The sequence below is a fragment of the Sphingomonas xinjiangensis genome, assembly GCF_014199255.1.
Taxonomy (GTDB): Bacteria; Pseudomonadota; Alphaproteobacteria; order Sphingomonadales; family Sphingomonadaceae; genus Sphingomonas; species Sphingomonas xinjiangensis.
On sequence record NZ_JACIJF010000026.1, the window covers coordinates 1 to 21262 of the forward strand.

Here is a 21262-nt window from a genome sequence, read left to right on the forward strand (position 1 = left end):
TCTAGGCTGCACTAGAGGCCGGACAGATGGCAGCATCCGACTACATGCCTCACCCTCCAATTACCGCTTGCGTCTTTGCGGGCGTCCACAGATGGGAAGCGGACCGTCTGCTTTTGGGAATCCGCACCGCTTAGCTGCCGTTAGGCTGTTTAGCGGGACGACGTATAACGACCACCGCGCCACCGTCAGAGCCGCCAAAGCGACTAAGCAATAGGTCGCGCCGAGGTTAGAATTGCCAGCCACCCACAACACAGGGCTCGCGAGCGCCAGAGCCGGAAAGCTGCAGGCCGTCACCAACCACCAGCCCGCATCGCCATCATACTGCCAGTTAGCGAAATAGGGCGATGGCGAGGGCAGCAGCAGCCGTCCACAGGTAGGCGAGGCACCACAGGGTCATGCGTCTCATCAGTGGTCGGGCGATACTCACTGCCCCTTGCTGTGTTGCTCGTCGGTCTCCGCTCGCTGGAACAGCCAACCTTCCGTTAGCACGTCCTCTTGCGGCAGTGGATCGCTGCTGCCAGCGATAATCTCGTCTACATCGCAATCGGGGAAGTCGGCCGCGATCTCGGAAGCGGCCGTCGTCAGAGCGTCGAGCGCGTCATCGCTGAACGGCTTGTCGCAAATCGCCGTGAAAGTGATGCGGCTTCCGTCACGCCGAACCTTCACCATCCGGACGTCGGGGTAGATTGCACCCAAGAGGGCACGCTGTGCGGATAGCCTCAGGTCGGCAGCAACGGGCGTCATGCTCATTACGATAGGGGCGGCTCGAATGTCTGCAATCGGGAAAGCGGCGGGGGTCCTGCGATGGCCGACATTGGGGAGCGGACGTTGGCTGTTGCTATGCAACCGCGAAAAGCGTGCTGAAGTACAGCGCTTCAAAGGCGAGCGGGGCAAATGAAACCGCGAGCAGTAAGCGGCCCCTTTCGCGAGCCAGGCTCCGAAGAAGAACTAAGGTCGGTATCCACAACAACGCTACGCAAAGCGCAGCTAGGAATATTCCTGAACGAAAATGGTCCGCTGTTATGCCACCGGCATGAGGCAAGAGGATCAGAAGATAGAGGAAGGATATCAACAATGCCGTGAGCGCTGCGGAATATGCAACTCTACTCACAGAATAAGCCTCTCAAAAGCGCTGCTGGCCATGGTATCGGCGAAGCGCATTGTCCGCAACGGGGCGGAAGCCGACGGGCCGCTTTCAGGGTCCGCTTTGCCGATCAGGACGGCTGAGATTGGGCCGAAAGCGGAAGGACGGCTTTCAGTGTCCGCTTCGCCGGGGCGGAAGGTCGTCGTGCGGTGAGAAGCGTACGCCCGCTCGCGTCAGGAAGGTGCGGGGGGCCTGTAGGTCATCACCACTTGTTCAATATTCCCGTTGATACCTAGTGTCACCTCGATGTCCCAATACAATTTCCCGAGCCCTGTCGGCGCGTAAGCAAGTCTGTATGGCTGCCATAATGGATTATCGGTGCGAACACGCTCGATACTCCACACTGCAGCGAATGGGACTTTCAAAAAAACGTCTCGAGGCGACACTTTCGTCATATCGTAGGATGCTACTGAACCTGCCAGTAACTCGAAGTTTTGAAACGTGCCCGCTTTCAACTTCTGCTGCGCGACCTGGAGCTTGATTATGAGCGCATTCGCTTCGTCAGACGTGAGGCCGCTAAGTTGGCGAGTCGGCGGCGGTAACGATACGCCCTGTGATTGAGCAAAAGCCAAGCAAGGATGCGTGACCAGAAGAAGAGCTATAACGACAGCATATGGACGCATGCCCGGTTCATCGGGCATCACCTTCATGTCCGCAAGTGGGCGGGAGTAGACGAACGATCACTCAGGCTTTCGCTTCGGGCGGCTTTTCAGCCTACCGAGTGTGCAACCGGTTAGGGGGTAAGCCACCGCCGCGAAATATCCCAGCCCTTCGAGTGCATCACCTCGAGAGGGATCAGCGTTGAGCCACACGTGATATGCGATGGCCATTCCAAAACCCACGATCCCGGCAAGAACCAGCGCGCTGGTTAGGCGACGAAGACCAACTCCAGCGACGTATCCCAAGAGCGAAGTGGCGAGCATCGCAAATTCCATACTGGTCGCCTTTAGGTGTTTGTTTGCGATAATGCACCGCTTAGCGGATGACCGCTACTGGCGCGCTTGCCGACAGGCAGCTCATGGGCGCTAGCCGCCGCTGTTAAGGCATCCAGAACGGAAAGCTCGCTGTACCTACTGTCGACTTTGCGACCCCTTGATTATCGGTCGCGGGCGTGAACCTAGCTCTGCTTTTGAGCAATTTACATGGAACTTCATCGAGCGATGAATGTCCACTGCTCCGCTTTACCTCACACGCCTGCACTTTTCCTTTGGAATCGATTTCAAACGAGACCACGACATAGCCTTGCTCGTTGGCACGCATTGCTGATGCAGGATAATCGCGGAAGGTCAGCCACTTCTCAGCATTTTTGGGGGTGGCCCCGCCGAAGTCGTTTTCCGGCATCTGCCACGGAACGCGTGCCTGAGCCGAAACTGCGTCGAAAGGGGATACCGAAGAGGCCACAATTCCTAAGACGATGCCAATCATCAAGATGCCCCCAGCCATCGAAGTGTGCGATCCTTAACTCTGTTTGCAGGTGTCCGCCAAGTCAGTTCGCCGGATCAACGAGCGACCGCTTTCAGGCGCTGCGGCGCCCGTCCTGAACGACCGACTTTGGGGCGCTAGCCGCCCGTCCGCTCTTGGGGTCCGCTTTGCCGATGGCGAATGGCAAAACCTGGTGGAAAGTGGACCTTACAGAAGCCGAACCGCTGGTTGCTCGAAGCAGATGACCTCGACGCAATGATCTGGCGTTCTGATGAGGCAGGAGAACGTCTTTTCCGGCTCCTGAGCGCGCATGTTTGCACGATATTCGTGCAGGTAGGGCGCGTTGCTGCTGAGCTCGACTCCGCACCCTGGATCAGCGCTCTGAACCAACGGACAGCCCGTAAATTCGTTTAGATACTGCCAATTATCGCTCTCGGCGTAGACCCGATATGCTCGCGGGGGCGCAAACGAGAGCTCAAGCAGCTGGTTTCCCGTTCCGTCTTCGAGGACGAGCAGCAAACGTTCTAGATCGAAAGTGACGCTTCGAACGAAGAAGGTGGGCAAATTATCAGTTTTCTGGTTCGGCATCTCGAGATTATGCAGGCTGAGCGAATGGCTGCAACTGAGGCGGAAGCCGACGTTGACCACCTGACGCTTTCCGCCGACAAATGGGCATGATGATACGTGCACTGATCGCCCCTGTAGCCCTCTTCTCGATTGCATCGGCGAGCCGCGCCGCCGAGGAGCAGCAGTCGACAGCCGCTGTGGAACGCGCGATGGTGGAGCTACAGGCAAGCCATATCGCCGCGAATGCGCCGCCCGACGCCAGCTTCATGACCGTATTGCACCGTGACGTTCTAGCTTACCTTGCTGCGAACGGTTTGCCGTCGGAAAGCGCTGAGATTGAACTACTTCGAAAAGGAGCGACGCAAAGCGGGGTCTCATATCCGAAATACTATCTTTGGGTACGTGCGACCGATAAAGCCGGGCATCAAATCGCAGGTGCAATGCGCGTCACAGCGATTGATAGTACTCGATTTGACGTCACCGATTTCACTCCTGCTGCTTCGATCCGATCCGACCCTGCGTCGCTAGCCTCGATCTATCCGGCCCTGCTTATCCCGGGTATCCGCCAGCACGCGACAACCAACTGACATTGCTGCTTTTGGGCGACAGCCGACCGGCTGCTCTTGGGCGTTCGATCTGCCTCTCGAGGACCTCGAGACTCGCTGCGAAGAGGCATTCGTGGTGGCTTGTTGATTTCGTTTAGCTCGGGTGGCCATGTGGGGGCATGAAAACGAACATCGTTGACCTTCTGCGTGATTTCGAGATCGTGCACCCAACCCGCGTCGTCGCTGTTGAGGCTGGCCACCGTCAACTTCGCCTCACCATAGCTGGTTACCCTTGGTGGCGGTCAGGCACAGGTGGCGGGGAAGCGCAGATCGTCTTCTCGTTCGGTGGAGTTGAGGAAGGGCTGCTAGAGGTAGGCACGTTGCTCGACATGGAGGAGGATGAGGCACTTGAGGGGTTCTCAGTTTCCCGATTGTCAGAGGAACTGTGGGCGGAGAGCGGCACGTCCTATTCGACATACTGCTCGGGGCCATTGCCGAACCCGTTGAGGCTCTACGCTCTAGTTGAGGACCAGATATGGAGCACTGGCGCCCCACGTTCCGCGAGAGACTACCTCAACGTCCCAGACGGCTCCCTCTCCCGCTTTTGCGAAACTGTAAACACCAGGTCCTTCCTTGTCGCGGAAGCACCGCAGCAGATCCACGAGTTGATCGTAGCGGAACTGCGGCGGCAGAACGTTCCTCATAACGTGCTTACGAACCGGCGGCATTCGAACTCCAATCTCTTCGTCCAGATCGCCGGCGGCGCCTTTGTGTGTGAGAGTGCGGAAGCCGAAATGTGAGGCTCAGGTACTGTTTGCTTCTGGGGCGTTAGCTGCCGTTGCTCGTCACTTACGCGCCGTCCGCGATCCTGCCCCTGAATTTCGGGCCGGGGCTACCACTATCGGGTTCGCTGTCGCTCCAGCGAAGTAGAGTTGCTTCAACGATCTCGCCGCCCATGTAGGCGATAAAAGCCTCGCGCAACGCCGCCTTCTGATGATCGTATTCGGGCAGGTTTGGATTGACGTTGTCCGCGAGCAAAAGCCATTCGACAGATTGACCCGCGTGAACAGGCGCGCCTCGAAGGATGAACATCATTACGTGACGGGGAGCACGCCGCTTGATGCATCCGCAGAAGCCCAACTCAACGCACGCCACATGCATCAGCGCATCGAAGCCTTTGTCGTTCATGAGACACGCTTAACCGACTTGGCGAACGTCCGCTGTTCGGTAATCGCCGCGCTGCGCTGAACGACCGAGATTGGGCTATTGTGTTGAAAAAGTCGGCCCATCAGAACATCGCGAAATATCTGAACTCTGAATACTTCTGGCGCGCACGATCGATGCAAAGATGGCGTGAACCTGGTTCTATCCCTGCGCCTTTACGCAATAAGATTTCGCGCTCCGACTTTTTCAACAGAATAGGGCGCAAGCAGATGGTCCGCTTCCGGGAAGGAAAGCCGTGATAGCCGACATTGCGCGGCGGTGGTACCAAAGGGAGAGCCAGCAAGGCGATGCGGGCGTTCTAGAGTTCACCGAACTTAGGACTGGCAGCCGCTTTGCCCCCGATCTGAAATGGTATATACCTCGTCAGTATCAAAGAGAGGACGCCATGCCCAAAGCCGCCGTGTTTACGATGAAGCTTGAACCCGATCTGCGAGACGAGTTCATGGCTGCGGCGGAAGCGAGCCATCGCCCCGCATCGCAGGTTGTGCGCGAGATGATGCGCGAGTTCGTAAAGCGCCAGCAGGATCAGCGGGACCATAGCGATTTCCTGCGTCGCAAGATCGAGGTTGCACGCACGTCCGCTGAAGAAGGACGGGGCCGTTCCAACGAGGCGGTGGAAGCTGAGTTCGCCGCACGTCGTGCCCGGATCATTGACCGGGCGTGAAGGTCCTATGGACGCCGGAAGCCGAGCAGGACCGTGCGGCGATCTGGGACTACCTCGAAGCCCGCAATCCCGATGCTGCACTTCGAATAGACCGCCTGTTCAGCGAAGCCGTGGCAGGACTGGAGGAGTTTCCGAGGCTCGGACACGAAGGCGAGGTGCCCGGCACGCGCGAGCTTACGCCGCACCGAAGCTATCGCCTCGTCTATGAGGTTGCAGACGACACGGTTTGGATTCTCGTGCTGATCCACACCGCCCGACAATGGCCTCCGCTCCGCTCTTCCTGAAGAGGATGGTGCTTTGGGAATGTCCGGGTCTGGGTGGAGAGCAGCTGGTCCGCTTTCGAGTTTGCAGATCGAGTTAGCGGCCGCGAGGCTCGGCCCTTTTGATCCAGCCGGCCCTCCCAGTACGTCGGCTACAACAACTAAGGCCTCATCTATGCGCTAAGCCGGATCGTCACTACACCTGTTAGGACGAGCAGCGGGATGTGAGGAGAGCGTGATGCGTCATTGGGCTTTGTCGGCGGCGATCGGAGCTGCCATCTTGATCTCTAGCTCAGGCTCAGCAAGCCCGGCGCAAGGTGTGGTTTCGGGCAGCTATGTTCGTGACGAGGACAGGAGCGACGACGCCTTTCAAGCGATCGAAAACGCTATCTCTGGCGTTCCCAGCGCCAAGCGCCCTCTCGCCCGCAAGAGGCTCAGCAAGTCCATTGCGGTGTACAGAATGAGAATTTCGATTGCAGGAAGTCGAGTCGGAATCGCATACGATGACAAAGCACCTTTCGCCGTTGAGATTGGCGGACAGTCGGTCAAGTGGAAGCTCATTGAAGTGCTTGTTTTCGATGTGTCGGCAAAAGCAAATGGTGAAGCTATTTCTCTAACGTTCCGTAGCGCCGACAGTGAGCGGGTTACAACGTATCGTAGTGTTGGTCAGGACTTGGTGGCGGATACCACCATGACCAGTCCACTTCTCTCTACACCAATTGTTTACAGGCAAATCTTCAAAAGAACTAATTGACGGGACTTATGAGGAATAATTTCTGGTGGGACGCCGTTGAACGGTGTTCGTCTCGTAGATGCGGGTGCCGGTCCAGATGTCCTCTCTAAGGTCTGCTTTGAGGCGCGCGATGATCGTGAACCAACGGCAACAACTGGGCGCAAGCTGCCATGGCGTTGTCGCGAATGTGCTGACTTCCGAACGTCTCGTATGTCGCTACTTTTGCGACATCGGCATGTCCCTTGTCGGTGGAAAGCGGAACGGCGGCTAATTTGAAGTGAATGGGGAATAGCTACCTGTCTAAGTGAGCAGAACATCCGGTGGCCATTCCTCTCAATGCTTCAAGGGCTCGAACGTCGACGATCACCGTCTGACAGCATCAAGGTCGACGGCGGCTGGTGACCACGGCCTGAATCGACGGTAAGTGCATGAGGATGGGGAACGAATCTTTTGTGAGCGACGCGTTTAGCGACGACGTCGATTCGATCAACCGCATCGACATCGTGCCAACATTGTTGGACACGGTTTGCCAGATCACCGGCATGCGTTTTGCGGCCATTGCGCGCGTTACGGAAGACCGCTGGATTGCGTGCAGCGTCAGGGACGAAATCAACTTCGGCTTGAAGCCGGGGAGCGAACTGAAGCTTGAGACGACGATCTGCCATGAAATTCGGCAAAGCCGTAAGGCAGTTGTTATCTCCGACGTGGACGTCGACCCAGCTTATGCTAGGCATCACACGCCAGCGATATACGGGCTCAAAAGCTACATTTCCGTTCCAATCCTGCTGCCGGACGGGCGCTTCTTCGGCACCCTCTGTGCAATTGATCCTCTTCCTCGCGATCTGAATAGGCCGGAGATCCTTTCGAGCTTTGGGTTGTTCGCCAAGCTGGTGGCGCTGCACCTCAACCAGGCGGACCTGTTGACCGCCAGCCTCGCTCACAGCGACGCATTGGCCGAGGGCGAAACTCGTCATCGCCAGATCCTCGACAGTGCAACGGACTTCGCCATTGTTGCGACCAATCTCGACGGCAAGGTCACACGCTGGAACCGCGGCGCAGAGAATATTCTGGGGTGGAGCGAGCAAGAGATGCTCGGTGAGCCGGTCGACCGGTTCTTCACCCCTGAAGATCGCGCCATTGGTCGGCCTCAACACGAGATGCAGTGCGCGCTCGAAGTGGGTCATGGCAACGACGAACGCTGGCACCTTCGTGCTGACGGCCAACGCTTCTGGGCGCAAGGCGAGATGACGCCGCTCAAGCGGAACGACGGTGAGGTAATCGGTTTCGTCAAAGTGCTGCGTGATCGTACGGAAGAGCGTTTGCGCGAGCAACGGCTCGACCTATTGGCCCGCGCGTCGGCTGGGCTGTTGTCCTCCGACGACCCCGACAAGGTGTTGCAGGAGATCCTATCGGCTGGATCAGAAACGCTCGGCTATGAGAAGAGCTTCAGCTACCTTCTCAACAACAATTGCACGCGTATGCGGTTACTCCAGTCGAGCGGTGTCGAGGAAGACATCAAGGACTGGCTGGCGGACACATGCCCAGTCGATGTGCCACTATGCGGGCTTGTCGCTCAACAGCGGGCGCCGCTGATCCTGGATCATATCCAGGAATCGACTGACCCACGAACCGAGATAAGCCGCCGGCATGGCACCCGAGCCTATGCCGGGTTCCCCGTCATGTCCGAAGACAAGCTGTTCGGCGTGATCTCCTTCGTTTCGGTCAATCGTGACCGCTTCGCGGATGAAGCGATTTCGTTCTTCGAGAACTTTGCCAGGTTCCTGTCGATCGGGCGCGAACGCCTGGACCGCGAGGCCGCGTTGAGCGACTTGGCGATGACGCTGGAGCACCGCGTGGAAGCGCGGACCCGCGAACTGATGATTTCGGAAGAAGCCCTGCGCCAATCGCAGAAGATGGACGCGGTCGGCCAGCTTACCGGAGGTGTCGCGCACGACTTCAACAATTTGCTGACGGTGATCCGTGGATCGGTCGATCTTCTTCGCCGCCCCGATCTGCCGGCCGAGCGGCGCAACCGCTACATCCAGGCCATCGGCGATACGGCAGAGCGTGCCACCAAGCTGACCGGGCAGCTTTTGGCGTTCGCCCGCCGCCAGACATTGAGCCCTGCTGCCTTCGACGTCGGCACGCGGCTTCGCGAAGTGGCAGACATGCTGAATTCGGTGACGGGTGCCAGAGTGACGATCGCGCTCGACTTGCCGGTCACGCCCTGCGTAGTGCGGGCAGACCTTAGCCAGTTCGAGACTGCCCTGGTAAACATGGCCGTCAACGCGCGCGATGCGATGAACGGTGAGGGGCAACTGACCATCAAGGCGGTGTGCGCCGCGGGCGTGCCACCGATACGGGGCCATGCCGGCGTGCAGAGCCGGTTTGTCGCGATCTCGCTCACCGACACCGGTATCGGCATCCAGCCCCTGGATCTGCCGCGGATCTTCGAACCTTTCTTCACGACCAAGGACGTCGGCAAAGGCACGGGGCTAGGTCTTAGCCAGGTGTTCGGCTTCGCCAAGCAATCGGGCGGTGACGTGGACGTGGAGAGTACACCTGGCGAAGGTACGACGTTCACGCTGTACCTGCCCGAGGCCGAGGGCGCGCATGTCGATGATGCTCCACAGAACGCCTGTAGATCGCCAGTGAAACGCAGCCTGCGCATCCTCATTGCCGAAGACAATTTGGAAGTGGGGCGCTTCTCCAGCGAAGCGCTGCAGGACATGGGCTACCGCACAGTGCTTGTCCCGAGCGCCGAAGACGCTCTCGAGATCCTCGACCGGGACGGCAGTGGCTTCGACGCGGTCTTCTCGGATGTCGTGATGCCCGGTATCGGAGGACTGGAGCTCGCCAAAAAGCTGAAGATCCGCATGCCTGGAATGCCGGTGATCCTAGCAAGCGGCTATAGTCACGTTCTCGCTGCGGAGGGCGCTCACGGGTTCAAACTTCTGCAGAAACCTTACTCCGCAGAGCAACTCTCGCAGGCGCTTGAGAGCCTAATTGTGCGGGCCGATGTCGAAGCCGCGATGTCCGACTAGGCACAGCTGGGATCGCTGGTGTGCGAGTGCTGCCGACTTGCGGAACCGCGGCTTTCGGGCACCACCGATGCTGCCTTAACGGCGGAGATTGGGGGCGAGAGCCGACCGTCTGCTTTTCGCGCCAGGAGCGAACCGCCGGCTTCCAGGCAAACGGACGCTCTCGCGGTGCATCAAACTTCTTCGGGAAAGGACCTGCCGCTCAGGCGAAAGGCTCACTGCCGTCTCTGAAACGCAGCCTTCCATCCCTCTGCCTGGCGCCGTACTGCCCTGGAGCTCGCCAGGAACGGGTCTCGCTGAACCGAGACGTGTGAAGGTCGTTATCTTCGTCGAGATTGGTGATATCAGCCTAAGCCGCGTTCAGAAACGGCTTTGATGCAAGGGTGCGCTTTGACGATTGAGAGAGAAGCGTACGCCGATGCCGCAGGCCTCTTTGCAGGACCTGGCGAGGTTCGGGCGGTGGCGCGGGAACTGAACTGGTCGAAGACATCGTTGGGGTCGACCACCGGTTGGTCGCCGGCTCTTCGGACGATGGTCCGGTCCATGTTTAACTCGCCGTTTCCAACCTGCCTTTGGTCAGGTCCGGACTACGCGCTTATCTACAACGATCCATACCGTCGGATCCTAGGAGCAAAACACCCGGCGTCTTTGGGGCAGCCCGGCTCCGTCGTCTGGAGTGAAATCTGGGACGAGCTTCAACCGCAGTTCGATAGTGTCAGAGCGGGAGGCGATCATCTTTACTTTGAAGATGCACCGTTCGTCTTGCCGCGGGTTGAGGGCGGAGGAACGGAGACCGGCTGGTTCGACTATTCACTGTCAGCATTGTACGACGAGGACGGAAGCGTGGCCGCTGTCCTCAATGTCACACCCGAGACGACCAGTCGTTTCGTCATTCAGCGACGTCTCACCGAGGAGCAGTCTGCGCTTGCGGCGAGTGAGGAACGCCTACGCCTCGCTGTTGAGAATGCCGATGTCGGCTTTTGGGACGTCGACATCGTCAATGATCGGTTGACCTGGCCAGCCCAAACCAAGGCGATGTTCGGCATTTCGCCCGATGTCCAGGTAACGATGGCAGACTTTTACAACGGTCTTCACCCAGATGACCGAGAGGAGACCAAGACTGCTTTTCTCGCGTCGGTCGATCCAGAGGTGCGGGCTCTCTATGACGTCGAGTATCGGACGATCGGCAAGGAGGACGGCGTTGAGCGATGGATTGCCGCCAAGGGCCGGGGTGTATTCGACGCTTCCGGACGGTGCATGCGTGCCACCGGAACCACGCTAGATATCACTGCCCGTAAGACAGCGGACATTCGGCGGGATGCACTTGCCGAGCTAACCCGGGCCATCCGTGATCTGAAGTCCCCAGAGGATATAGCCTATACGGCCGCTGAGGTCCTTAGTCGCACATTGAGCGTCAGCCGCGTCGGTTATGCAGCTATCGATCACGACGCTGAGACGCTTCACGTCGAGCGTGACTGGACTGCGCCGGGCGTGGAGTCACTCGCGGGTGTACTCCCCTTACGGACCTACGGTTCGTACATCGAGGGGTTGAAGCGCGGCGAGTTTACCGTCATCGGCGATGTCCGCCGTGACGATCGTACTGTCGGTCCGTTCGCACAGGCGCTTGAAAGCAAGAGTGCGCGCTCGTTCGTCAACGCGCCGGTCATCGAAGAGGACCGACTGGTAGCGCTGTTCTTCGTCAATGACGCCGAGCCGCGGGAGTGGACGCAAGGCGACTTGAACCTTGTCAAAGAGTTCGCCGACCGGACGCGCGCTGCGGTTGCACGGGCCCGAGGCGAAGAGCAGTTGCGGGCGTTGAACGCCGATCTCGAACGCCAAGTAACTGAGCGGGCGCTGGCGCGTAGCCGGACATGGGTAGTGAGCCCTGATCTCATGGGCGTGATCAATGCCGACGGCTATTTCGAGCAGTCTAATCCAGCGTGGGCATCCGTCTTGGGTTGGTCGGAAGCAGAGGTTGCGGGTGCCGTGTTCTTCGATTTCATCCATCCCGATGACCTTGCCAAGACACGCGCAGCTTGGACGGACGCGATTGAACGTGGCGTGCCAGCTCTGCGCTTCGAAAACCGCTATCGTCACAGGAGCGGCGGTTGGCGCTGGCTCTCGTGGTTAGCCGTGCCGGATCAAGGTAAGGTCTATTGTACCGCACGCGACGTCACAGCGGAGAAGGAGCAGGCTGCTGATCTCGACGAGCGTACCGCCGAACGGGATCGCATGTGGGAAACCTCTCCCGATCTCATGCTGGTGATCGATTTCGAGGGCGTGTTCCGGAGGGTGAATCCGGCCTGGACGGCCCAGCTCGGCTATGAGGCGCACGAGCTGGTTGGCCGGCACGTCAACGACTTCGTGGTGCCGGACGACCAAGGCGAAACGACCGCTGCCTATAAGCTTGCGGCAGCTGGCGGGCAGCCGACTATAGAAAACCGGTATCGGCACAAGGATGGATCCACCCGTTGGATCTCCTGGACAGCGGCCCCCGCTGGTGAGCTCACCTACGCAACTGGGCGCGACATCACCCATGAAAAGGAGCGAGAGGCAGAGCTAAAGGCCGCGCAAGAGGCGCTGCGACAAAGTCAGAAGATGGAGGCAATGGGCAGCCTGACCGGTGGCGTTGCACATGACTTCAACAATTTGCTGACCCCTATCATCGGCTCACTCGACATGCTGATGCGTAAAGGCGTTGGCAGCGAACGCGAGCGACGGCTGATCGACGGCGCGCTGCAATCTGCGGAACGGGCCAAGACGCTTGTTCAGAGGCTGCTTGCCTTCGCACGCCGGCAACCGCTTCAGCCGACCGCAGTAGATGTGACCAGCCTCGTCCGTGGAATGGCTGGCTTGCTGGGTTCTACTCTTGGGCCATCGATCGACGTGCGCGTCGACATCGCAGACGATCTCCCGCCTGCAAAAGCCGACCCGAATCAGCTGGAGATGGCGCTGCTCAACCTCGCGGTTGATGCGCGCGACGCAATGCCCGCGGGCGGCGAACTTACCATTGCTGCTCAACGGCAAAGCATACGCGGTCGACATTCGTCGGGGGTGAAACCAGGCCATTATGTCCGGCTGTGCGTCAAAGACACGGGCACCGGCATGGATGAGGCTACGCTTCGCCGCGCCACCGAACCGTTTTTCTCGACGAAGGGCGTCGGCCAGGGCACCGGCCTTGGCCTTTCTATGGTGCATGGGCTCGCTGCTCAGCTTGGCGGAAGTCTATCGATAGATAGCACTCCCGGTAGAGGCACTACGATGGAGCTCCTGCTGCCTATCAGCGCTGTACTCGTGGGGGACGAGGAAGAAGCCTCTGCCCCTCTCGCCTCCGTGAAAGCCCGTGGCGTAGCACTTCTCGTGGACGACGAAGAACTGGTTCGGATGAGTACTGCTGACATGTTGGTCGACCTCGGCTTCGACGTCACCGAGGCAAGTTCCGCTGAGGAGGCACTGTCGCTTCTGCACACTGGACTGGCGCCGAGTGTCGTTGTTACTGATCATCTCATGCCCGGCATGAGTGGTGCCCAGCTGGCGCGAGAACTTAAGGCTCATCACGCGGAAGTGCCCGTCCTGATTGTCTCGGGCTACGCAGAAGCGGAGGGTATAGATCCGAATGTAGCGCGGCTGACTAAGCCATTCCGTAGTGGGGCTTTAGCTAAAACCTTGGTCGCCATGTCGCTCCTCGAAGCAGAGTGACGACGACGGGGCTGAGTGTGGCGATTATGTCCTGTTGATCCAGCCGTTTTTAGAGGACGGTCGATCGAGACAGTCGGGCAGACGAGGGTGGGTGTCGCCCCCCGTGAGGCCCTTCAATCTGTTCCCGATTGCGCTTTCGCGAAGTCAGGAGTGGTGACGGAAAAGCGGCTATGTCGCGAATGTGCTGACTTTCCGACGTTTCGGGATGTCGCCACTTTTGCGACACCGGCATGTCGGGAAGTGGTTGGTAAGCGGAATGGCGGCTTTCGGGCGGCGATCAGCGAAAACTACCTCGAGGTGATCGAAGAAATGGCTGCAAGCTATTTGAAGTGAAGTTGCCGAGAAGAGGACGGCGCTGGTTATCCATCCTCTCCGACACAGAGATCGTCGTCGGAAGCCGTGTACCCCAGGATGTCTCCCGGCTCACAATTCAAATAACGACAGATCGCGGCCAAGGTGGAAAAGCGCACCCCCTTCACCTTACCGGATTTGAGTAAGGACAGGTTCGATTCTGTGATGCCGATCGCCTCGGCCAATTCCTTGGACCGGATCTTGCGGCGGGCGAGCATGACGTCGAGGTTCACAATCACCGGCATCAGACGAAATCGGCCAGATCGCGTTCGGCGCGAATGCCTGCCTCTAGCGCCCAGGCGGCTGCATAAGCCGCAATCGCCAGCAGCAGCGCTGGTCCGGCAACCGTTAGATCGATGCCGACAAACCACGATGCACCACTCGGTGTGCCGGGGAACAGAAGCATTCCACGCAAGCTGTCCGTGAAGGGTTGCGCGACCGCCCACAGTAGCGCCGCGGAGGCAGCGCGTTTCAACCACGGCAATGCACGCACCAGCGCGTGTTCGCCACGTTTGCCAAGCCGGCGCAAGGTCAGCCCAACGGCCACGAACAGGAAGACCAGCAGCCCCTCTTCGAACACGGTGCTTGCCGCCAGTCCCGCCTGTACGAGGGGGCGGGCGACATAAGCGGCAAAACGCGCTTCTGCGGCAGGCTGATCTCTCACGAGGGCCTGCTCCTTCTCGGGAAGCAGGCGGAGGAGATCGGCGGCTTGGTGACATCCGCGCTCATCGCTGCACGAGAACGACCATCCGGGCACGACTGCCTGCGCCGCCGCAGCGAGTCCCCACAACGTCGCTACCAAGAGAAACGCGATGCCGGCACCGCGGCAGACGCGCGCCTTACCGGACGGAAGAGAATACCTGCCAGACATCTACTTCTTTCTGTTTGACGATAAGATATTGCGGCCATACACCATCGATGCAGGCTGCGCGACAGCCGCCTTGAAAGGGAAACATGACATGCTCGGCTGGAAGGGCGTCTTGGGCGCAGCCATGGCGCTCGCCTCCCCATCAGCGTTCGCGCAAGAGCGGGTTTCCGACGTGGAAATTCCGACGCGGTGGGCCGGATCGGAAGTCGCCGTTGGCGTGCTCCAACATGGCTCAAACTTCCACCCGCTAGGAGGAAAGCTGATATTTGATCTGCCCAAGCCCCCCGGCGGCCAAATATACGAAGGCTTCGAGGAAGACGGCACGGTCGATATTCAGTTGGTCTATCGCAGCCCGCCTTTACGCCTCATGTTTAAGCCGCGCCTGACAGCCAAGGTGCAGATCAATACCGATGGACGCACAAATTTCGCCAGCGTTGGTGCGGAATGGCGACAGCGCCTACTGCAAGGGCGGCTCTATGGCCAAATCGGCATCGGCCTCGCCGTACACGACGGCTACCGCTTCACGCCCGATCCATTTGAACCTGGTCTAGCCATCGGAGAGGCGCGGCGCCGGTACGATGTCTATCGCACGCGCACGTCGTTCGGCTCGCGAGTGCTCTTCAACCCTAACGCATCGATAGGAGTCCGATTGAGCCGCCGATTAGCGGTCGAAGCGACTTGGGAGCATTTCAGCCACCGCCAGCTGTTTTCGAAGCAGAACCCCGGCATCGACAACCTTGGACTGCGTGTCGTGCGCACGTTCGGGGCGCGACGATGATCCTTTTTGCCATGCTTCTTCTGGCGCAGGCAGCACCTCCGCCGACGGCTTCGGACGAGATCGTCATTACGGGGCAGCGCATGGACCGGTTGAAACGGCTGCGGATGACGACGAAGCTAGACCGGAAAACCGGCATCACACGCTGCGTGTTCAAGCGTCGCAGCGGCGATCCCAAGTTGGATGATGCTGTCTGCAACGCCGTCCTCGCCTGTGTTCCCAAGGTGAACACGGTGAAAGAAATGCAGGCCTGCATAGCGACGACCATGAATGCTCTGGTCGCCAACGGGGCGCGTTGGCAAGCAGATGCGGCGAGAGGCCGCAATTAGGATACTTCGCAGGTGAGTTCTACGAGAAGCAGGACAGGTCACTCTGAACGAATGTCCGCTTACGGGGCCTTGGATCGTTTGCCTGAGCGGCCTTAACTGGGCGGATTCCCGACAGGCGGCTTTCGGAAAGACGGGTGGCGATAGCGGACGTTGCGCGGCGCTGCCGCCTTGCCCGGGATGGATGCTCCGTCATGATCCCCCGTACGGGCCACGCGCCGGCTGCATCGGACATTCGCATCACATACGCGCTGGGATTTTCGCCTGACCGGCATGATGCAAAACTTGTGAGTTTTGCATCACCAACGTGAAAAGATCGTGGAAAGAAGATGCTGCTGCGGTAGCAACGTCTGTATGAGCGACACTCACAGCAAGATCATCGCTGCCGCTGCGAAAACCGAGCTAACTTCGCTCGGTTTTAGGCGGAAGGGTCAATCTCGACTGTGGCTTGCAGACCGTGGCTCGTGGCTCAACGTGGTGGAGTTCACGCCAAGCAGATGGTCCAAGAGCGTATCCCTGATGAACGCGGCTCACTGGCTGTGGGTGGATGCTGGTTTCATGAGCTTCAATGAGGCCGTCTCATCAAACTGCTACGCGGAGTTCGAAACCGAAGACCAGTTCAGAAGCGCGGCCGGCGAGATCGCCAAGACAGCTCGCGCAAACGCCTTGGCGATGGATGAACGGTTTTCATCCTTCGACATGATCGCCGATTTCGTCATCGAACGTGCCCGGAGTAGCCCCGAAAGGATGGGGCCGAGCTGGTGGGGTTACGAGGCCGGTATCGCCTCGGGACTAATCGGCAGCTTCGAAGAAGCAGGTACCTTCCTGCATGGCGTGACTGATAACAGGGTCACTGGACGTGCCGCGCCTCTGTTGCCGCTTATCGCCGATCCCGAGGGATTCAGGGGCAAAGTGAACGATGTCGTTGCGCAAGAACGTACGAGACTGAAGCTCAAGGCGCTGGCTCGTCCAGCGTTCTAACACCCGTAAATTTACGTCCGCCAATCGTCGCGACGTTGACGCAAAACTTTTGATTTCTGCATCACGGGCGCGGCGACCGGAACGGCGAGAAATGGTGGATAGCGGACATTGCTTCTAACCACCCGTTGTGGTCGAATGGGCCCGTGGAATGGCGCGAAATAGCTCCCAATTTTGAGCCTGATGGCGCCCTTCGCGACATCTATGTGTTCGGCACCGACTTCGGGGACTGGCAGCGCGTCCTCAACGCTCTGCGGACGTGGGAGCCTCCATTAAGCCTCTCTATTGGCGGAGAGCCGGCGAGCGTGCCCGAGCGGGTTGAAGACATCTTTGCTGAAGCGAGCGAGCGCGGAGCTTTGTTGTCGGTCAACGTCTCCGGTGCGCTCCTTAACTGCCACTTCTTCGGCTGCGAGGAGATCGAGTTCGACCTTGATCCCCGAGAGGTGGCTGGACCAGCTCAGCTCGAAGGACTGTCCGGGTTCATGGCCTTGCTGGCGCGGGCTACGGGCAAGCCCGCCGCGTTGACCATGGAAAACATGCGTGAAGCGGTTATTTTCCGTTTCCTGCCAGAGGATCAGCGGCTGGAGTGGGTGGCTCGGGCGCAGAGCTGACGAACGTCCGCTATTGGGGCTATTCTGTTGAAAAAGTCGGAGCGCGAAATCTTATTGCGTAAAGGCGCAGGGATAGAACCAGGTTCACGCCATCTTTGCATCGATCGTGCGCGCCAGAAGTATTCAGAGTTCAGATATTTCGCGATGTTCTGATGGGCCGACTTTTTCAACACAATAGGGGCGAAAGCCGACCGGCAGCTTTTTAGGAAGGTGCCGTTTAGACCGGACGCGTACTCCTTTCCCCATCCCCGGGTTAGGAAGATGCTTAGCTCTCGCCATAGTTTTCGTCCTAGCGGCAGTCGGGTTGAACACCGCAGGCAGATTCAGATGGTCGCGGGCTCCTTTGGCTGATCAATCTTCTTTTCTGATCCCCAATTCTTGATAGCGCGCGTGCAGTTTCTTGAGCGCGGGCGTCACGAGTATCCCGTGCATCAGGATAGACGCCCCAATAATGAGGCCAAGAGTACCCCAGAGATTATGCTCGTACTCGAACTCGGCGTGGTTGAAGCCGTAGCTAAGGTAGTACACCGAGCCCAAGCCTCGGATCCCGAAGAAGGCGATGATCACCAGCTCCAGCTTAGGACGCTTTACTCCCCATAGGCTGATCCATCCTGCGAGTGGACGGATGATCAAGAGCATGACCGCGGCGAACGTAACTTCTTCCCAACCGATGCCTTCCAGGAGGCCGGCAGCAAGCATTCCGCCGAACAGGAGAAGGAGCAGCATCATTAGGAGCCGCTCTGATTCATCAGCAAAATCGTGCAGCCGCTTGTTGAAGTCATGCCCTTTGGCAGCTCTTCGGATCATCAACCCGGCGACGAAGACGGCTAGGAAGCCATAGCCATGCGCGAACTCAGCCGCGGTGTACACGACCAGGGTTGCACCCAGGGCGATGAAGCCGTCGCCTGTGCGTGACAAGCTGGTACTTGGGGGAAGGCGATAGATGATCAACCCGATGAGCCAGCCCAGAGCTGCTCCTACGGCCAGGCCGGTGCCAAGCTTCCAAAGCACGGCGCTTAGCACCCAATTGGACAGGACCTCACCAGTAAGACTGCCGGCGGCGGCGATAGCTATGGCGAGGTGAATGAACGGGAAGGCGAGCGCGTCGTTCAAGCCAGCCTCGCTCGTAAGCGCGAACTTTGCTTCTGCCTCCTCCTCATCCTCATCGTGCTCAATCTGCACGTCGCCCGCTAGCACGGGATCGGTGGGGGCGAGCGAGCCGGCCAACAACAAAGCAGTGGCAAGCCCTAAGCCTAGGAGTTGGTAGCCGAGCAGCATGACCATCAGAATAGTGAGGGGCATGGCGATGCCCAGCAGTCGCCATGTGACATTCCAGCTTCTCCAAGCGAGGGCACGCTCTATCTTGAGCCCTCCGCCCATCAGGGAGACGATAACAATGAGCTCTGCTGCGCGCTCCACCAACGTGGGCGTCTTGTCCGGGTGAGGGGCCCAGCTGGAGAACGGCGCGAACGAAAACAAGACGAAGCCGATCGACACGCAAATGATCGGAAGCGACAGCGGAAGCTTCTTCAGCACGATTGGAAGCCACGCGACCAGCAGGATCATGGCTCCGAGTCCGAATAGGATCTCGAAATAGTGCTCCTCTATCTTAGGCGCTTCAGCTGCGAGATTAGCTGCTTCCGAGAGCGAATATATCAACGGCAGATCCAGTCCGTGAAGAGCTTCACCGGTGCGTGAGAGCGCCTCCTCTCAACGGACGATCGTGTGAATCGTGCCGACTTGCAATTGGTCTGCTTCTGATGACGCGCTGCGCAAGGACCGTCAGCCCCGGAACGGTCAACTAAGCCGAGCGAGCTGGCCAAGGTTCGGGGCAAGATTGCTGCCTAGAAGAGCCGCAACCTCATCAAAGCCTTGCCGGTGCCGTTGATGCAGCAGGACGCGCGGGGGCGATCGCCACCCTCAATGAGCAAATGAAAGAACGGTTTTGGGAAGCCGCTTCCTAGCTGAACGACTGGAATTGGGCGGAAGCCGACCGGGTGGTTTTAGATGCGTCTGTGGTCTAGCTTAGCGCGGATTGAACCGAGGAGGTCCCTCTACCGCCCAGCGAGCCGCTAGGATGGCAAGCGTCGCCGCGAGTCCGTTAAGGAGCAGCCTTCTTCCGCTTGGTCGTTGATGTGCAAGCGAAAGGGCTAGTAGTTCGACCACGACCGCGCTCAGCCAAAACCAAAGCAGATGGATGCGGCTTTCGATCAGCGGCAAGCGTGCGGCTCGCCGCGGCCGCAACGGCAAACGTTGCGGCGTTGGCGAGGGCTAGGCGATAAAACACACGGTTGCCGTATCAGGCAGGCGGTTAGTGCGCCACCAAGTGAAGCTCTGCCAGTGCGCCCCTGGCCGACCTGTTAATCGCTCTTGAGACCACCTTGGCCGACAGCGCCGGGCTCTTGTGGATCGGCTTTCTTGCCATTGAACTGGCCCTTACCGTAGTAGCCGCGCACGCTCTGACCGCCCTCGAAGCCGGGACTTTCGCCGCGATCTTCCTTGCCAGTGTGGGGGTTCTCGTAGGCCCCTCCATCGGATTGAGTGCCTCCGTTTAACCCATGGGTGTCGACGTCACTCACCCCATCTCCGCGCAGCTTGGGGCTATTCTGTCCGCTCGCCGGCATCGGCACTTTTCCGTCGCTCATGCTGTGTTCCTTCTTGTCATGAGTAGAACGGGGCGACGACAACATGGTTCACCTGACAGCGTGCAATCCAAGACAACGAAGGATCTCATGCGACTGATTGCGATAGCGCTCGCACTAAGCACGACCGCCTGTGACGCTCGACTGCCCGAAGCACTTGCAGGCTCGATCGGAGACAGCGAGCCCCTGAAGGCGAAGGCTCGCGCGATCGACGGGGACACCGTGTCGATCGACTTCCGCCTGTTTGGCGCCGATGCGGTTGAACGCCGTGCCATGTGCGAGCGTGACGGATCCTGCTGGCCGTGCGGCAAGGCCGCCCAGGACTATGCCTCCCGCTTCCTCAAGCAGGGCTCCGCGACAATCCACCTAACGGGGGAGCAGAGCTACGGCCGACCCGTCGCCAGTGTATCGGTCGACGGCCAGGACATGGGCGAAGCGATGATCTCTGCCGGCTTCGCCGTACCTGCGACATCATTCCTCAAGAACGACCCTGAGAGGGCACGAGCCTACGAGGCCGCATACGAGGAGGCAGGAACCAAGCACCTGGGCGTTCACGCGGGCGCCTTCATCGAGCCTAGCCGCTGGCGAAAAGGAGAACGGCTCGCATGCGAGCGCAAAGGCCGTTGGCAATAAGCGTGCCGCCATTTGCATCGCAAATGGATGTTAAAGCGCGATGCGTCCGAGGTGAAAGAGGAGAGAGGGGCGAGAGCGGGAGAGCGCGATTGGGCGCTCGAAACCCGGAGCACCGCTCATGTCGTTCGACGTCGCTTTCCGCCACCAGCAGGCCCTCGATCCTAGCGCACTGATCACCATCGGCACGACGCTTCATGCCCTTTCCAAGGCCATGGAGGACTGCCGCAACGCCGGCGTGGACGCCGAGAACGACCCAGCTGTCGTCATGCTCGCGCGCCACTTTTCCTCGGTTTGCGCCACCCGCCCCGATGAAATTCAGCTGCGGGCATCGTGCATGACCCGGATCAACGATCTGCGGCGCAGCCCAGTCCTGGCGACGCTCGCGGTTCGGGGCGTCAGCTATGACGAACCCGCCAAGGCGCTCTTCCACAATGAAGGCCTCAAAGCGATGCGCCGGCTCGCCAAGGTGATGGGCCTGGCATCGGGCACCTACGATGTTCGCTCCAACAAGGGCGGCATCGCCGTCTCGGGCGAGATCACGCTCCACGCCGAGCAATTCTATGTCCGGCTGAGCCTCGGGCTGTGCGGCATGGACAAGGAAGTGCTGTTCCGGACCTGCCGAGGCCGCGCTGACTTCACTGGCGGCCGCAACCACTTCGCCGGTGTGAACGACCTGCTTGATCCCGATCGGTTCGCCTCGAGCCTCGTGCATGAGCTGCAGCTCGATATTGCGCTGCCCGACCGCGCCGAACCCCTCTTCGCCTGACCGGGAGTGTCCG

Annotated in this window: 23 protein-coding genes; 14 read left to right on the top strand and 9 right to left on the bottom strand. The window is 59.4% G+C overall.

The window, feature by feature from the left end:
- Positions 1-423: 423 nt before the first annotated feature.
- The 4 genes from FHT02_RS19510 to FHT02_RS19525 all read right to left on the bottom strand — a co-directional run bounded on the left by FHT02_RS19510 (position 424) and on the right by FHT02_RS19525 (position 3214).
- A complete protein-coding gene (locus FHT02_RS19510) occupies positions 424-750 on the bottom strand; it encodes a MafI2 family immunity protein (RefSeq protein ID WP_184091583.1) in 327 nt (108 codons plus the stop codon).
- A 567-nt stretch (positions 751-1317) separates the two neighbouring features.
- Complete coding sequence (locus FHT02_RS19515; protein WP_184091585.1) at positions 1318-1794, bottom strand: hypothetical protein; 477 nt, start codon at positions 1792-1794, stop codon at positions 1318-1320.
- Between the two features lie 388 nt (positions 1795-2182).
- On the bottom strand, positions 2183-2587 hold the full coding sequence (locus tag FHT02_RS19520) for an energy transducer TonB (protein WP_184091587.1): 405 nt from the start codon (positions 2585-2587) through the stop codon (positions 2183-2185).
- Positions 2588-2773: 186 nt separating this feature from the next.
- Positions 2774-3214 carry a hypothetical protein gene (locus FHT02_RS19525; protein ID WP_184091589.1) on the bottom strand — a complete coding sequence of 147 codons (441 nt, stop codon included), beginning with the start codon at positions 3212-3214 and terminating at the stop codon, positions 2774-2776.
- 20 nt (positions 3215-3234) lie between these two features.
- Here FHT02_RS19525 and FHT02_RS19530 point away from each other — a divergent pair, with 20 nt between their 5' ends.
- Both FHT02_RS19530 and FHT02_RS19535 read left to right on the top strand, forming a co-directional pair.
- Positions 3235-3720, top strand: a complete 486-nt coding sequence (locus tag FHT02_RS19530) for a hypothetical protein (RefSeq protein WP_184091591.1) — start codon at positions 3235-3237, stop codon at positions 3718-3720.
- A 137-nt stretch (positions 3721-3857) separates the two neighbouring features.
- The gene (locus FHT02_RS19535) at positions 3858-4478 is read left to right on the top strand and encodes a hypothetical protein (protein ID WP_184091593.1); all 621 of its coding nucleotides are present in this window, start codon (positions 3858-3860) and stop codon (positions 4476-4478) included.
- Between the two features lie 49 nt (positions 4479-4527).
- Here FHT02_RS19535 and FHT02_RS19540 read toward each other — a convergent pair whose 3' ends face one another.
- Entirely contained in the window at positions 4528-4866 is a 339-nt protein-coding gene (locus FHT02_RS19540; protein ID WP_184091595.1) for a hypothetical protein, read from the bottom strand.
- Between the two features lie 421 nt (positions 4867-5287).
- On the opposite strand from FHT02_RS19540, the gene FHT02_RS19545 reads away from it, so the two are divergent.
- The 6 genes from FHT02_RS19545 to FHT02_RS19570 all read left to right on the top strand — a co-directional run bounded on the left by FHT02_RS19545 (position 5288) and on the right by FHT02_RS19570 (position 13632).
- Positions 5288-5566, top strand: coding sequence for an antitoxin of toxin-antitoxin stability system (locus tag FHT02_RS19545; protein ID WP_184091597.1), 279 nt, complete (start codon positions 5288-5290; stop codon positions 5564-5566).
- Entirely contained in the window at positions 5563-5850 is a 288-nt protein-coding gene (locus FHT02_RS19550) for a type II toxin-antitoxin system mRNA interferase toxin, RelE/StbE family (RefSeq protein ID WP_184091599.1), read from the top strand. Before FHT02_RS19545 ends, FHT02_RS19550 begins: the two co-directional genes overlap by 4 nt.
- 214 nt (positions 5851-6064) lie before the next feature.
- Positions 6065-6580 (top strand): hypothetical protein, encoded by a 516-nt coding sequence (locus FHT02_RS19555; protein WP_184091601.1) that lies wholly within the window; start codon positions 6065-6067, stop codon positions 6578-6580.
- A 431-nt stretch (positions 6581-7011) separates the two neighbouring features.
- Positions 7012-9603, top strand: a complete 2592-nt coding sequence (locus FHT02_RS19560) for a GAF domain-containing protein (protein WP_184091603.1) — start codon at positions 7012-7014, stop codon at positions 9601-9603.
- A gap of 387 nt (positions 9604-9990) precedes the next feature.
- Entirely contained in the window at positions 9991-13299 is a 3309-nt protein-coding gene (locus tag FHT02_RS19565; protein WP_184091605.1) for a PAS domain S-box protein, read from the top strand.
- 153 nt (positions 13300-13452) lie between these two features.
- Positions 13453-13632: a hypothetical protein gene (locus FHT02_RS19570; RefSeq protein WP_184091607.1), complete on the top strand. Its 180-nt coding sequence runs from the start codon at positions 13453-13455 to the stop codon at positions 13630-13632.
- A gap of 26 nt (positions 13633-13658) precedes the next feature.
- Here the strand turns inward: FHT02_RS19570 and FHT02_RS19575 are convergent, their stop codons facing one another.
- On the bottom strand, positions 13659-13895 hold the full coding sequence (locus FHT02_RS19575; RefSeq protein WP_184091609.1) for a helix-turn-helix domain-containing protein: 237 nt from the start codon (positions 13893-13895) through the stop codon (positions 13659-13661).
- The gene (locus FHT02_RS19580) at positions 13895-14314 is read right to left on the bottom strand and encodes a hypothetical protein (RefSeq protein WP_184091611.1); all 420 of its coding nucleotides are present in this window, start codon (positions 14312-14314) and stop codon (positions 13895-13897) included. Before FHT02_RS19580 ends, FHT02_RS19575 begins: the two co-directional genes overlap by 1 nt.
- Before the next feature lie 148 nt (positions 14315-14462).
- Between FHT02_RS19580 and FHT02_RS19585 the strand changes: the two genes are divergently transcribed.
- The 4 genes from FHT02_RS19585 (at position 14463) to FHT02_RS19600 (ending at position 17208) form a co-directional block, all read left to right on the top strand.
- The gene (locus FHT02_RS19585; RefSeq protein WP_246352572.1) at positions 14463-15296 is read left to right on the top strand and encodes an acyloxyacyl hydrolase; all 834 of its coding nucleotides are present in this window, start codon (positions 14463-14465) and stop codon (positions 15294-15296) included.
- Positions 15293-15622: a hypothetical protein gene (locus tag FHT02_RS19590; protein ID WP_184091613.1), complete on the top strand. Its 330-nt coding sequence runs from the start codon at positions 15293-15295 to the stop codon at positions 15620-15622. The genes FHT02_RS19585 and FHT02_RS19590 overlap by 4 nt, the downstream gene beginning before the upstream one ends.
- A gap of 351 nt (positions 15623-15973) precedes the next feature.
- On the top strand, positions 15974-16600 hold the full coding sequence (locus FHT02_RS19595) for a hypothetical protein (RefSeq protein WP_184091615.1): 627 nt from the start codon (positions 15974-15976) through the stop codon (positions 16598-16600).
- Between the two features lie 143 nt (positions 16601-16743).
- Positions 16744-17208, top strand: a complete 465-nt coding sequence (locus tag FHT02_RS19600; protein ID WP_184091617.1) for a hypothetical protein — start codon at positions 16744-16746, stop codon at positions 17206-17208.
- Positions 17209-17559: 351 nt separating this feature from the next.
- On the opposite strand, the gene FHT02_RS19605 is transcribed toward FHT02_RS19600, so the two are convergent.
- Together FHT02_RS19605 and FHT02_RS19610 are read right to left on the bottom strand one after the other, a co-directional pair.
- Positions 17560-18774 (bottom strand): cation:proton antiporter, encoded by a 1215-nt coding sequence (locus FHT02_RS19605; RefSeq protein WP_184091619.1) that lies wholly within the window; start codon positions 18772-18774, stop codon positions 17560-17562.
- Positions 18775-19568: 794 nt separating this feature from the next.
- On the bottom strand, positions 19569-19853 hold the full coding sequence (locus FHT02_RS19610) for a hypothetical protein (RefSeq protein ID WP_184091620.1): 285 nt from the start codon (positions 19851-19853) through the stop codon (positions 19569-19571).
- A 3-nt stretch (positions 19854-19856) separates the two neighbouring features.
- Between FHT02_RS19610 and FHT02_RS19615 the strand changes: the two genes are divergently transcribed.
- Complete coding sequence (locus FHT02_RS19615) at positions 19857-20483, top strand: thermonuclease family protein (protein ID WP_343057010.1); 627 nt, start codon at positions 19857-19859, stop codon at positions 20481-20483.
- 118 nt (positions 20484-20601) lie between these two features.
- On the top strand, positions 20602-21249 hold the full coding sequence (locus FHT02_RS19620) for a hypothetical protein (RefSeq protein ID WP_184091622.1): 648 nt from the start codon (positions 20602-20604) through the stop codon (positions 21247-21249).
- Positions 21250-21262 lie beyond the last annotated feature (13 nt).